This is a genomic window from Halorussus rarus (genome assembly GCF_003369835.1).
Taxonomy (GTDB): domain Archaea; phylum Halobacteriota; class Halobacteria; order Halobacteriales; family Haladaptataceae; genus Halorussus; species Halorussus rarus.
In genome coordinates this window covers 1,635,610-1,648,292 of record NZ_QPMJ01000001.1, presented here as the reverse complement: position 1 = coordinate 1,648,292, position 12,683 = coordinate 1,635,610, and the positions used below count along the sequence as shown (strand labels likewise).

Here is a 12,683-nt window from a genome sequence, read left to right as displayed (position 1 = left end):
CGCTCGAACGCCCCAGTGTACGATAATGGCTTTTGAGGACTTACTGGAGGACCCGGTAATTCAGAAGTATCTTCACGAATTGGTCGGGCCGAAGGGGATGCCGGTGGCGGCCGCACCGCCCGACGGCGAGGTCACCGACGAGGAACTCGCCGAGGAGCTCGACCTCGAGCTCAACGACGTGCGCCGGGCGCTTTTCATCCTCTACGAGAACGACCTCGCGACGTACCGCCGGCTCCGCGACGAGGATTCGGGGTGGCTGACGTACCTCTGGACGTTCCAGTACGAGAACATCCCGGACAACCTGGAGGAGGAGATGTACCGGCTGCTCGACGCGCTCGAACAGCGCCAGGAGTACGAGTACCAGCACGAGTTCTACCTCTGCGAGGTCTGCTCCATCCGCTTCGAGTTCGGCGAGGCGATGGACTTCGGCTTCGAGTGCCCCGAGTGCGGGTCGCCGCTCGAGTCGATGGAGAACAGCCGGCTCATCGACGCGATGGAGCAGCGGATCGAGGACCTGCGAGCGGAGCTCAACGTCGAACAGCTCGAAGAGGCCGAGGCATAGATGGTCGTACTCGCCACGAAGGTGTACGTGCAGGGCGATGCCCGCGAGCGCGCGCTCGACGCGCTCCGGTCGCTCGTCGACAACGAGATCGGCGACCTCGACGTCGAGTACACGGTGGGCGTCCGTCGCGACGACTTCGCGGTCGTCACCATCGAGGGCGAGGACGAGGTGGTCGCGCGCAACGTCCTCCGCGAGGAGTTCGGCGAGGTCACCCCCGACTTCGAGCCGGGCGAGACCTACGTCGGCACGCTCGAAGTGTGGGACGAGGACGGGTTCGTCCTCGACGCCGGCGAGGAGGTCCGGGTCCCCGCCGACGAACTCGGCCTGGGCCAGGGGTCGCCGGTCCAGATCGTCGAGCGGTTCGGGCTCGTCCAGCACATGCCGCTCCGGTTCGTCTACGGAGGCGAGCCGACTGACGGAGGCGAGGACGAGGCGGCCGGCGAAGAACGACCCCACCGCCTCGCGGACGCGGAGCGCGACCGCCTCTACGACTGGACTCGCGGCGCGGGCCGGGTCAACGTCAACAGCGCGACCCGCGGCGAGGTGCGGGCGACGGTCAACCGCGCGGGCCACGCTCGCGACATCGTGACGGTCGAGCGGCTCGGTCTCCTCGAGCAGAGCATCGTCTGCAAGGACGAGACGGACCCGCCGGGGCTGCTGGCGGCCATCGGCGACTACATCCCGGCGGAGATTCGTTGCGTCATTCCATGAGCCGACGAATCCAATGAACCGGCGACTCTCACTCGCGTTCGCGTCGGTCGCGCTGCTCGCGCTCACCGCCGGCTGTACCGGCCTGTTCGGCGGCGACCAGATCAGCGAGAAGCGCCTCGAGGGCGACGGGAACACGACCTACGACTGGGACAACACCGCGACGGTGACGCTCAACGTCACGGGCGGCGAGTACCGGGCGGTGTACGACTTCGACAACCGCACGGAGCTACGCGTCTTCGAGCGCGAGTCGCTCGGCGAGAAGACGCCGGTCAACGTCGGCACGGTCCGGTTCCGGTACGACAACGGCACGGTCGTCACCCTCGGGCAGGAGAACGTCCGGAAGACGAAGTCCAACACCGTCATCACGCTGCCCGCGTCCGAGGGCCAGCTCGCCTACACCGCGCCCCACCGCGGGAAGTCGTTCACGACGCCGACCTACGTCCACGACTCCTACGAGGTCATCCTCCCGAAGGGGATGCGGGTCGGCACGCCGATCCTGAGCCAGGTCCGGCCGAGCGCCGACGGCCGGAGCCAGCTCGGGGGCCGAGTCCACCTCTCGTGGGCCGAGGTGACCGCCGACAGCGTCGTGGTCCGGTACTACCTCGCGCGCGACCTCACCATCTTCGCCGGCATCATCGGCGCCAGCGTGCTCGTCGCACTGGTCGGGCTGGCCTACTTCCGGCTACAGATTCGCCGGCTCGAGCAGGAGCGCGAGGAGATGGGCCTGAACGTCGACACGGACAGCGACGAGTTCGACCAGGGACCGCCGCCCGGGATGGGCTAACCGGCCCGCGTCGCCTCCGAGGACGGTCGCGAACCCGAGACCGCGGTCCGCGAGGTCGGGTAACGCCCTCTTTTTATCTCCGCGATTCGTACCCGTGTCCATGGACGTAGCCCTCGTCTCCGTCGGCGACGAACTGCTGGCGGGCGACACCGTGAACACGAACGCCGCGTGGCTGGGCGAGCGCCTCACCGAGCGCGGCGCGAGCGTCGAGCGCGTCGTCGTGGTCCCCGACCGCGTGGCCGACATCGCCCGGGTGGTCAACGAGCTCCGGGCCGAGTACGACGCGGTGGTGGTCACCGGCGGCCTCGGCCCGACGCACGACGACCTCACGATGGAGGCCGTGGCGGCCGCCGTCGGCGTGCCGGTGGAGGAGCACGACGAGGCCGTGGCGTGGATCGCCGACCACACCGACTACCGGCGGGCCGACCTGGTGGAGGGGACGACCCACCTCCCGAAGGGAGCCCGAATGTTGCCGAATCGCGAGGGCGTCGCGCCGGGGTGCGTCGTCGAGAACATCTACGTCCTGCCGGGCGTCCCGGCGGAGATGGAGGCGATGTTCGAGGGCATCGCCGACGAGTTCTCGGGCGAGTACCGCCACGTCAGGACCGTGGAGGCCGACGAGCCCGAGAGCGCGCTGGTCGAACGGTTCGCGACGCTCCGGGAGGAGTTCGACGTGACCGTCGGGAGCTACCCCGGCGACCACGTCCGGGTCAAGCTACGGAGCACCGACGAAGAGGAACTCGAACGCGCGGCGGAATGGCTGCGCGAGCGCGTCGAGGGAATCGACCGGTAGGTGGATCCGTGAATCAGTGCCGGAGCTGACGCGCGGCCTGCAGCCGGTTCACCGGTAGAGGTACGCCACCCACGCGGCGGTGATGAGGAGTCCGAGGAGGCCGGTCACGATACCCGCGGCGTTGGCCGGAATCGTCGCCGATTCTGCGAGTGCTATCATGTCCGAGCGTTCCGGTGCCGGTCCCTTAACGCTTGCCAACCCTGTCGGACGCTCCCGCGGTCGCCCGGTCGAAATCCGTCGTTGTCCCGGCGAACGGTTCGGAAACGTCGGCGTAACTGGGTGTTTCTTTCTCCCCGGAAATCGGTTTTTTCGACTCCGTAAGTACGGAAATACTCCATTGCCCGGTTGAACAGTCGCCAACGGTCGCTCCGGTTTATCCGTATTTCCGGCGAACTACCGTCCACCCGCTGAGGGCGCCTCGACGTTAGGAGGTGCCTACGCGGGGGTGAACGAACTATGTCACAGCACTATCAACAGCCGACGGGGAGCACGGGACAGCAAACGTACGGACAGACGGGACAGCAGAAGCACGGACAGACGGGTCAGCAGACGCACGGCCAGATGGGCCAACAGGGGACCACCCAGCAACAGCCGATGCAGTCGGCCCAGATGAGCGGCCAGCAGAGCGGCCAGAGCCACCAGATTACCCACGAGCGGGTCGGTCAGCAGTTCGAGTCGGAGATGACTCCGGAGCTCAACCAGGCGCTGGAGTCGTTCGACCGCGTGGTCGAGATCGCCGAGTGGTGCGCCGACAAGTGCATCGAGAGCGGCCCGCAGATGGCCGAGTGCGCCCGGCTCTGCGAGGACCTCGCCGACCTGGCGTCGCTGAACGAGAAGCTCATCGCGCGCGACTCCATCAACGGGCCGGAGGTTGCGGAGGCGTTCATCAAGGTCGCCCAGCAGGGGCTGCCGATCCTCGAGCAGCACCAGCAGTCGCCCCACGTCCAGGAGACATACCAGGCGGTGACGCAGGCGCTGGACGCCACCGAGAAGCTGCTCAACTCCATCAGCGGCGGCCAGCAGAGCGCGACCACTGGCATCCGCGAGCAGGTCAGTCAGCAGGGCCAGCAGTCGATGGGCCAACAGGGCACGACGAGCCAGCAGGGCGGACAGTCCAGCCAGCCGGGCGGACAGATGGGTCAGTCGTCCCACCAGCAGCCCCAGAGCCAGTCCTACCAGCAGCCGCAGGGTGGACAGACGAGCCAGCAGGGCGGACAGACGGGCCAGTCGTTCCAGCAGCCCCAGGGGCAGTCGTTCCAGGGCACCCAGTCGTACTGAGCTGACCCGACGCACGAACTACCGACTTTTTCTCGTATCGGACCGCTTTTGCGCGCGACGCCCGTAGCCGCGGCCATGCGAACCATCGGCGTCGTCGTCAACCCCGTCGCGGGGATGGGCGGGCGAGTCGGTCTGAAGGGCACCGACGGGAAGGTCGAGGCGGCCCGCGAGCGCGGCGCGGAACCGCGCGCACCCGACCGGGCGGTCGACGCGCTGGGCGCGCTCCGCGAGCGCGTCGACGCCTCCGGCGCTCCCGACGTCGACCTGCTGACCTACGGCGGGGAGATGGGCGAGCGCGAGGCCCGCGAGGCGGGGTTCGACCCCGTCATCGTCGGTCGTCCCGAGCGCGAGGACGAGACGACCGCCGCGGACACCCGCGAGGCGGTCAGGCGATTCGTCGCCGAAGGCGTCGACCTGATACTGTTCGTCGGCGGCGACGGGACCGCGGTCGACGTGGCCGAGACGCTCGACGAAGAGGGCGCAGAGGTTCCGGTGCTCGGCGTGCCCGCGGGCGTGAAGGTCTACTCGGCGGTGTTCGCGGTCACGCCCGAGGCCGCGGGCCGGGTCGCCGCCGACTTCGACCGGACCGAGGACCGCGAGGTCAACGACATCGACGAGGACGCCTACCGGGAGGGCGAGGTCCGGGCCGAACTCAGGGCGGTGGTCGCGGTGCCGGTCGCCGAGGACCTCCAGTCGAGCAAGCAGGTCGGCGGCGGCACGGTCGAGAGCCTGGCGGCCGGGGTGGCCGACGACATCCGGTCCGACGAAGGCGCGACGTACGTCCTCGGGCCGGGCAGCACGGTCGGCGCGGTGAAGGACGAACTCGGTTTCGAGGGGTCTCCACTCGGGGTCGACGTTTGGCGAAGCGTCTCCGAGAGCGAAGCGAACGGAGGCTCGTCGGACGAGTCCGACGGTGGCGAGGTGCTGGTCGAGGACGCGACCGAGGACGAGATTCTGGCCCACCTGGACGAGAAGAACGTCGTCGTGGTGTCGCCCATCGGCGGGCAGGGGTTCGTCTTCGGTCGCGGCAACGACCAGATCTCCCCGGAAGTCGTCCGACGGTCCTCGGTCGAGATAATCGCGTCGAAGCCGAAACTCGACGGTATCGGCGTCCTCAGGGTCGACACCGGCGACGACGAAGTCGACGACTCGCTGCGGGGATGGCGGAAGGTCAGGGTCGGCAGATTCGAACGGAGGATGATGAAGGTCGTTTAAGGCACAATTATTGACTCCGGGTGAAGTTTAAGGTCTTGTGGGATAGAGTGAGCACACATGGAAACGCGAAAGGTGCAACGGTTAGGCCCCTCGACGCTGGCGATGACCCTCCCGGCGGAGTGGGCCTCGGAGAACAACGTCGAGAAGGGTGACGAGGTGTCGCTGCGCATGGGCGGGAAGGGAACGCTGACGGTGCTGCCGGAGTCGGCCCACACCGAGGAGTCCGAAGCGATAATCCACGCCGAGAACCTCGACGCCGACGCGGTCGAGCGCGCCATCGTCGCCCAGTACGTGCTCGGGCGCCGGGTCATCCACCTCGAGAGCGAGGAGACCCTCGACAGCGACCACATCAACGCGGTGTACAAGGCCGAGACCCAGCTGATGGGGCTGGGCGTGGTCGAGGAGACCCCCGACAGCATCGCCATCCGGTGCTCGGTCGACCCGGAGGACTTCAGCCTCGACAACCTGCTCGAGCGCCTGGAGAACACCGGTTCGACCATGCGGGGCGAGGCGGTCAAGGCGCTCGCCCACGGCAACCCCGACCTCGCCGAGCGCGCGCTCAACCGCGAGCGCCAGGCGAACAAGATCTTCGTCCTGCTGCTCCGCCTCATCTTCACGGCCTACCAGAACCCCACGCTCGCGCGGGCCGTGGACCTGGACAGCGGCTTCCCCCTCATCGGCTATCGGTCGATCGCCAAGAACCTCGAACTCACCGCGGACAACGCCGAGGACATCGCCGAGATCGCGCTGGAGGCCGACGGCCACACCCTCGACGTCGACGGCCAGACGATGCGGCGCATCCGGGAGTTCACCGACCAGGTCGACGAGATAACCGCGAAGGCGGTCCAGGCCGCCGTCGAGCGCGACTACGACAAGACCCTCGAGGTCCGGGCGCTGTTCCACGAGATCAGCGACCGCGAGAGCGAGATCCTCTCGGACCTGCCCGAGATGGACAACGACTCCCTGCTGGCGGTCCGCGAGGTGCTGGTCAGCCTCCAGCAGACCGCCCAGTACGCCATGCGGAACGCCGAGATCGCGGCCAACCTCGCGCTGAACGAGGAGAGCGAGCACACGACCATCAACTGAGTCGGTCGCCGAATCCCGGTCAGGCGTCCCCTTTTTCGACATTGCACGCCGCTCGGGCCGCTCCCTGGCGAAATCAGTCGTTTCGGCAACAACCCATTTCAGGCCCGCGACGCAAGCGTCGGCATGGGTATCGTCGACACGATTCGCGACATGCTCGTCCCCGACAACGAACCGGGCGTCGCGCTGGAGTGCACCGACTGCGGCGCGACGTTCGAGGAACCCTACGGCGAGTGTCCGGAGTGCGGGTCGAGCGACGTCAAGGAGATCGAGGGCTTCGACATGCGACCCGACACGTAAGTCCGAAGGCAGTGGCTTTCGGCAGGTGAAGCGTCGGCACTCGAAGGGAGACAGTAGGTACTCTACCGGGGCAAACTGGCCTTCGGAAAAATATCACCGCGAGGTTCGACTGAATTCTCGTCCAACGAGGTGAGCGCGTCAGTCCGCGCCGGCCACCCCGACCTCCGCAGCGTCAGTTTCGTCGCCCGTCTCATCTACCGTGTCTCCTGTCTTCTCGGCGGTCAGCGGGTTCCGGCGCGCGATGCCGCAGTCGAACGCCGGGTGCTCGGCGAAGTGCCGCACCAGCATGTGGCGCCGCGAGCCCGTGATTCCGGTCCGGCCGACGTCGTCGGCCGAGAACTCGTCGGGCAGCCGGTCGTACAGCCGGCCCAGCACCTCGAAGCTCTCGAACACCTTCGAGTTGCCCGCCGAGTCGGCGCCCCGGCGGGAGACCTCGTAGGTGCCGTCCTCGCGGTGGACCCCCGCGGTCCGGAAGAACTCCCGGCGCTGGGTCAGTGCGTCGCCGACCGCGTCCTGCAGCTGGGCGGCCTCGTCTCTGGACAGTTCGTAGTCACAGCCGTCGACTGCCAGCACTATCGACTCGCCGTCCCGTCGGACCGAGACGTCGTTCTCATCGCCCGAGAAGAACTCGATCAGGAGCGTCTACACTCCGTGTCATGCGAACGTAGGTCGTACCGCCGGCTATAAAGTTCTGTCGACACCCCCTAATTTCTGCGCCTCCCGTCGGCGAGTAGTAGCGTCCGACTCGGTGGTTCGACGCGCCGAGAACGGTCCGCTGGATCATCGAGATCGTCCCACCGGCGGTCGACTCACCGGATTCCCGCCGGGCTGCGGGCGAGGAGTCCGTCGTCGGTCGTAGTCTCCCCGCCGGTAGTTGTCGAATCGTCCGAAGTGGTGGTCGAGTCGCCGGAAGTCGTGGCGGCCGGTTCCGCAGTCGCGGTCCCGTCGTCGGTGGTCGTCTCCGTTCCGGTGGTCGTCGCGGTCGGCTTGCTCCCGTCGTCGGTCTCCGAGCCGTCACCGCCGGCCGTGGTCGCGGCGTTCGACTCGCTGCCGTCGCTCGCGCCCTTCGACCCGAGGATGTCGGTCTCGATGGTCTTGGTGTAGGTCATCCCGTCGAGCGGGATCCGGAACGTCTCGCCGGCGAGTTCGACCCGGGCGTAGAAGTCGATGCGGAGCTCGGTCACCTGGTCGTTCCGGAGGTGCGAGACCCACCAGTCGTCGAGCCTGGCGTTCCGGATGACGGTCCGGGTCTCGATCGTCTCCGAGGAGTGGCCCTCGATGACGTGACCGGTCTGGCTCTCGCCGCTCCCCACCGCGACGTCGTTCATCGTGATGTTGTACCCGATCTCGGTGATCGCCAGCGGGAGGGTCTTGGCGTTGTACACCTCGAAGCGCAGGGCGATGGGCGTCTCGGACTTCGTCACCTCCCCCCACCGGGCGCCGGTCTCGTTGACGTACGCGACGGGGTCCGAGACCAGCGGCCGGTTCGCGTTGACGGGTCGCGTCTCGGTCGAGTTGAACTGCGAGATGAGGTCGGTCGAGATCTCGCGGTCGACCGGCGGCGCCTCGAAGCGACGCCCGAGCGTGGCCGAGCGGACCGAGGCGTCGACGCGGAGCGTCGTCCGCTCTCCGTTCCGGACGTGGCTGACCCACCACGCCGGAATCCGGTCGTTGTCCATCAGGGTAGCGAGCTCGACCGTGCTGTTCCCGGCGCCGACCGAGACGCCCTCCTTCGTCCCGTTGGCCATCGCCACGTCGTTCATCGTCACGTCGTAGGACACCGAGACGCCGCCGAGGCTCACCCCGACGGGATTGGGGTTGCTGACGGCGATGTCGGTCCGTATCTCGGTCGTGTCCTCGGTGACGTTGCCGAAACTGTTGTTGATTCCGCCGACGCTGGGCGCGCCGAGGACGCCCAGCGACACGCCGCCGGCGACGGCGACGCCGGCCAGTAGTACGACCGAGAACAGAATTCGGAGCTTGCTCCCGAGTAACGCGGACTTGAGCGAGAGTGCCATACTCCCCGGCCCGCACTCCACCCCGTAAAAGCTACCGTCACCTATCGGCGAGTAGAATGAACTAAGTTCCGGTCGCCAGAAGCGACACGTATGGCCGAAACCGAGACGGTCGGGAGCGACAAGGGTATCGGACTCGCGACGCTGTTCACGCTGCTGGCGGCGGGTGCGACGGTCGCAATGTTCGTCGCGCCGGGCACCGAACTCGCCGCGTGGGGCTTCGCAGCGGCGGTGACCGCCGGCGTCCTCGCGGTCGCCGCGGTTCACCTCTTCTGGTAACACCGCGGCGTCCGTTTCACGGTCGTAACGTCCGGTACCCCGGACCCGCCGAGACGCCGGTCATCTCCCGATGCGGGTCGTTTCCCACGGGAAATCGTTAAGGGTCGCAACCCCCTATACCCCGTAGAGGATGACCGATTACACCGACGAGGAGCAACGGATCGTTGCCTACCTCCGCGAGAGCGTCTCGAAGGGCGAGCGGTACTTCCGGTCGAAGAACATCGCCGAGCAGCTCGGGCTCTCCTCGAAGCAGGTCGGCGTCAGGCTGCCCGAGCTCGCCGAGAAGACCGAGGAGGTCGACATCGAGAAGTGGGGTCGCGCCAAGTCGACGACCTGGAAGGTGACGCCGGGATAGCGCCGAGCAGCTCGCCGCGGCAGGAGAATCGCTACCTCGCGGAGGCAATCCCCGCCGTCTTCGATAACGACCGGGACGCCCGACCGCGATGCGCCGACGCTTCGGTGTAATTCAGGGACGGAGGCGACGGAAGGTCCGGCGGGTTTTTGAGAGCGCGTCCCGAACGACCGGTATGACAATCCGGGTGGAGCGAACGTTCGAGATGGCAGTCGCGCCCGAGGAGGTGTGGGAGTTCATCGCGGACCCGGAGAAGCGAGCTACCGCCATCAGCGTCGTCGACGACTACGAGGTCGTCGGCGAGAACCAGTCGATCTGGCACATCAAGCTCCCGATCCCGTTCCTCGACAGGACCGTCCCGGTCGAGACCGAGGACGTCGAGCGCGACCCGCCGCGGTACGTCAAGTTCGTCGGCCGGTCGTCGGCCCTCCGCGTCACCGGCGAGCACGAGATACGGGAGACCGAGGACGGGAGCCAGCTGATCAACCGGTTCACCGTCGAGGGGAGGATGCCCGGCATCGAGCGCTACTTCAGGAAGCACCTCGACGAGGAGCTCGACAACCTCGAGACCGCGCTCCGGGAGGCGGTTCCGGCGTGAGGCTCGCGCTCGCCCAGCTCGAGATAGAGTCCGCCGCGGTCGAGGACAACCGCGAGCGCGCCGAGGCGGCCGTCGCCGAGGCCGCCGACCGGGGCGCCGACCTCGTCGCGCTCCCGGAGATATTCAACGTGGGCTACTTCGCGTTCGACTCCTACCAGCGCGCGGCCGAACCCGTCGAGGGGCCGACGCTGACCCGCATCGCCGACGCGGCCAGCGAGCACGGCGTGGGCGTCCTCGCGGGCAGCATCGTGGAGGACCTCGCAGAGACCGAGAGCGTCGAGACGCCGGCCGACGAGGGGCTGGCGAACACGTCGGTCCTGTTCGACCGCGACGGGCGGCGCCTCGCGGTGTACCGCAAGCACCACCTGTTCGGCTACGAATCGGCCGAGGCTCGGATGCTCGTGCCCGGCGAGAGCCTGGGCGTCGCCGAGTTCGGAGGGACGACGGTCGGGATGACGACCTGCTACGACCTCCGGTTCCCGGAACTGTTCCGTTCCATCGCGGCGGAGGGCGCTGACCTCGTCCTCGTCCCGAGCGCGTGGCCGTACCCCCGCGTCGAGCACTGGAAGCTCCTGCCCCGCGCCCGCGCTGTCGAGAACCAACTGTTCGTCGCCACGATCAACGGGTCGGGCGACTTCGACGACGCCGAACTCCTCGGGCGCTCGACGGCGTACGACCCCTGGGGCACCACGCTGGCGAGCACGGGCGACGACCCGGCGCTCGTCGTCACCGACGTCGACCCGGATCGGGTCGCGGCCGTCCGCGAGGAGTTCCCGGCGTGGCGCGACCGGCGAATCTGACGCTCCGAGCGTGACGCTCCGGACGCGGGACGCGGACTCGGACCAAACTCCTCTCTCGTTTTCCACAGTTTACTATCGGCCGCACTGGGCCGTCGCTCGACCGAAACGGGGCTATTCGGTCGTCTCGCGGCCACAAGAGTCAAGACCCGAATATTAATTACGCTGTAAGATAATGGCCACATAACGGACAGATGGCCAACGCGACGACTCGAACCGGCGTACAGAACGCGAGCGAGGAGGCCCCGACCGGCCCCTCCCGGGAGACGATGTTCGACCTGCTCGGCAACTCCCGGCGGCGGCGACTCCTCCGCCACCTGCTGGAGGACCCCGAGATAACCCTGACCGACCTCAGCGCGCGCATCGCGGCGTGGGAGAACGACACGCCGGTCGCCGACCTCACCTCGCGCCAGCGCAAGCAGGTGTACTCCTCGCTCTACCAGACCCACATCCCCCGCCTGAGCGACAACGACGTCGTGACCTACGACGCCGCCGAGCGGACGGTCAGACTGACCGCCGACCCCGACCGGCTCCGCCGCTTCCTCGACGTCGATGAACCCCGACAGAGTCGGCCCTCCCACCAGTGGAGCCGCTACTTCCTCTGGACCGCGGTGGTCGGCAGCGCCGCCATCGCCGGCAACTGGCTCGGCACCGCCCCGGCGACCCACTTCGGGACCGAGGACCTCTACGGCCTGCTCACGGTGACGTTCATGATGCTCAGCGTCTCGTTCGTGATGGCGGTCGAGGGGCCGAAGCTGCTGCGCTACGTCGACTGAACTCGCTTTCGCCCCGCCCTTCTTCGCCTCGTCGTCCCGTCGTCGCTCCCGCCCGACAGAACACCGAAGAGGCCCCCGCTCGAACACCGAGGTATGTCGAACGACGCGAGCAGCACCGACCGTGAGTCGCCGGACCTCGGGAACGGTCCCGAGCGAGCGGCGTCGCTCTCGCTCGACGAGGCGCTCTCCATCGTCGGCGAACCGACGCGCGCGACCATCGTTCTCGAACTCGGTGAGGCGCGGTCGGCCGACCCCGCCACGTCGGACGCCCTGACGTTCACGGAGTTGATGGAGCGGACCGGCGTCGAGGACAGCGGTCGGTTCAATTACCACCTGGACAAGCTCGTCGGGACGTTCGTCGAGAAAGGCGACGACGGCTACGGTCTCAGTCTTCCCGGACAGATGCTCCACCAGGCGTTCGTCGCCGGAACGCTGACCGACAGACTCGCCGTCGACCCGTTCCCTGTCGGCGACTGTCCCGAGTGCGAGGGGCGGCTCGCGGCGTCGTACCGTCCCGACCACGTGCTCATCGTCGAGTGCGAGGGCCGCGAGCGACTCTTCGACGCCGCGCACTTCCCGACTCGAGGGGTCGAGGTCCGCTCGCAGTCGGAACTGCTCGACGCGGTCTACCGGCGTCGGCACCACAAGATCGCCGTGATGCGTCGCGGCGTCTGTCACGGCTGCGGCGGTCGAATCGAGCGACGGCTCGGGCACAACGAGTCGGTCGCCGACAGCTGCGGCGGCGACCCGCTGTCGTGTCTGGAGTCGTACGCGGTGCTCGCGTGCGAGGAGTGTGCGACCAGTCTCGCCGGTCACCCCGCGAACGTCGCGGTGACCGCGCCCGAAGTCGTCGGTTTCTTCGCCGAGCACGGCCGGGAGGCGGCGCGTTCGCGCTGGTGGAACGACCCGATCGCCGCGGCGAGAGAGAGCATCGAAGTCGTCGGAACGGACCCGGTGTCGGTCGCGGTCCCGTACGAGATCGATGGCGAACAGTTGCGGGTAGTCCTCGACGACCGCCTTCAGGTCGTCCAGACGGAACGCAGTGTGGTCTGAGGACATCGGACGGCCGGGATAAGTGACGCTCAACGAACAGAACCGCCGTTCTGAAAACGTTTACAGTCGATTCAGCGCTACCATCCC

Annotated in this window: 16 protein-coding genes; 14 read left to right on the top strand and 2 right to left on the bottom strand. The window is 67.8% G+C overall.

Features of this window, described 5'->3' with window-relative positions; genetic code table 11:
- The first annotated feature begins 25 nt into the window (after nt 1-25).
- The 8 genes from DVR07_RS07920 to DVR07_RS21460 all read left to right on the top strand — a co-directional run bounded on the left by DVR07_RS07920 (nt 26) and on the right by DVR07_RS21460 (nt 6,726).
- Complete coding sequence (locus DVR07_RS07920) at nt 26-562, top strand: transcription factor (RefSeq protein ID WP_115796184.1); 537 nt, start codon at nt 26-28, stop codon at nt 560-562.
- A complete protein-coding gene (locus DVR07_RS07915; RefSeq protein WP_115796183.1) occupies nt 563-1,273 on the top strand; it encodes a DUF2110 family protein in 711 nt (236 codons plus the stop codon).
- Between the two features lie 13 nt (nt 1,274-1,286).
- On the top strand, nt 1,287-2,057 hold the full coding sequence (locus DVR07_RS07910; protein WP_115796182.1) for a DUF5803 family protein: 771 nt from the start codon (nt 1,287-1,289) through the stop codon (nt 2,055-2,057).
- 100 nt (nt 2,058-2,157) lie between these two features.
- Nucleotides 2,158-2,850 (top strand): competence/damage-inducible protein A, encoded by a 693-nt coding sequence (locus tag DVR07_RS07905; protein ID WP_115796181.1) that lies wholly within the window; start codon nt 2,158-2,160, stop codon nt 2,848-2,850.
- A 456-nt stretch (nt 2,851-3,306) separates the two neighbouring features.
- Nucleotides 3,307-4,128: a hypothetical protein gene (locus DVR07_RS07900; protein WP_205254497.1), complete on the top strand. Its 822-nt coding sequence runs from the start codon at nt 3,307-3,309 to the stop codon at nt 4,126-4,128.
- A 75-nt stretch (nt 4,129-4,203) separates the two neighbouring features.
- A complete protein-coding gene (locus tag DVR07_RS07895) occupies nt 4,204-5,343 on the top strand; it encodes an ATP-NAD kinase family protein (protein ID WP_115796180.1) in 1,140 nt (379 codons plus the stop codon).
- Between the two features lie 57 nt (nt 5,344-5,400).
- Nucleotides 5,401-6,429 carry a phosphate uptake regulator PhoU gene (locus tag DVR07_RS07890; RefSeq protein WP_115796179.1) on the top strand — a complete coding sequence of 343 codons (1,029 nt, stop codon included), beginning with the start codon at nt 5,401-5,403 and terminating at the stop codon, nt 6,427-6,429.
- A 123-nt stretch (nt 6,430-6,552) separates the two neighbouring features.
- A complete protein-coding gene (locus DVR07_RS21460) occupies nt 6,553-6,726 on the top strand; it encodes a hydrogenase maturation nickel metallochaperone HypA (protein WP_162829481.1) in 174 nt (57 codons plus the stop codon).
- 138 nt (nt 6,727-6,864) lie between these two features.
- On the opposite strand, the gene DVR07_RS07885 is transcribed toward DVR07_RS21460, so the two are convergent.
- Both DVR07_RS07885 and DVR07_RS07880 read right to left on the bottom strand, forming a co-directional pair.
- Nucleotides 6,865-7,269 (bottom strand): DUF7528 family protein, encoded by a 405-nt coding sequence (locus DVR07_RS07885; protein ID WP_115796337.1) that lies wholly within the window; start codon nt 7,267-7,269, stop codon nt 6,865-6,867.
- 266 nt (nt 7,270-7,535) lie between these two features.
- Complete coding sequence (locus DVR07_RS07880; protein ID WP_115796178.1) at nt 7,536-8,744, bottom strand: LEA type 2 family protein; 1,209 nt, start codon at nt 8,742-8,744, stop codon at nt 7,536-7,538.
- Between the two features lie 90 nt (nt 8,745-8,834).
- On the opposite strand from DVR07_RS07880, the gene DVR07_RS07875 reads away from it, so the two are divergent.
- From DVR07_RS07875 to DVR07_RS07850, 6 genes are all read left to right on the top strand, one after another.
- Nucleotides 8,835-9,020 (top strand): DUF7525 family protein, encoded by a 186-nt coding sequence (locus tag DVR07_RS07875; RefSeq protein WP_115796177.1) that lies wholly within the window; start codon nt 8,835-8,837, stop codon nt 9,018-9,020.
- Nucleotides 9,021-9,150: 130 nt separating this feature from the next.
- Complete coding sequence (locus tag DVR07_RS07870; RefSeq protein ID WP_115796176.1) at nt 9,151-9,375, top strand: DUF7123 family protein; 225 nt, start codon at nt 9,151-9,153, stop codon at nt 9,373-9,375.
- 172 nt (nt 9,376-9,547) lie between these two features.
- Nucleotides 9,548-9,970 (top strand): CoxG family protein, encoded by a 423-nt coding sequence (locus DVR07_RS07865; RefSeq protein ID WP_115796175.1) that lies wholly within the window; start codon nt 9,548-9,550, stop codon nt 9,968-9,970.
- Complete coding sequence (locus tag DVR07_RS07860) at nt 9,967-10,770, top strand: carbon-nitrogen family hydrolase (protein WP_115796174.1); 804 nt, start codon at nt 9,967-9,969, stop codon at nt 10,768-10,770. The genes DVR07_RS07865 and DVR07_RS07860 overlap by 4 nt, the downstream gene beginning before the upstream one ends.
- 191 nt (nt 10,771-10,961) lie before the next feature.
- Nucleotides 10,962-11,543: a DUF7344 domain-containing protein gene (locus tag DVR07_RS07855; protein WP_115796173.1), complete on the top strand. Its 582-nt coding sequence runs from the start codon at nt 10,962-10,964 to the stop codon at nt 11,541-11,543.
- Between the two features lie 93 nt (nt 11,544-11,636).
- Nucleotides 11,637-12,596, top strand: a complete 960-nt coding sequence (locus tag DVR07_RS07850; protein WP_115796172.1) for a DUF7351 domain-containing protein — start codon at nt 11,637-11,639, stop codon at nt 12,594-12,596.
- Nucleotides 12,597-12,683 lie beyond the last annotated feature (87 nt).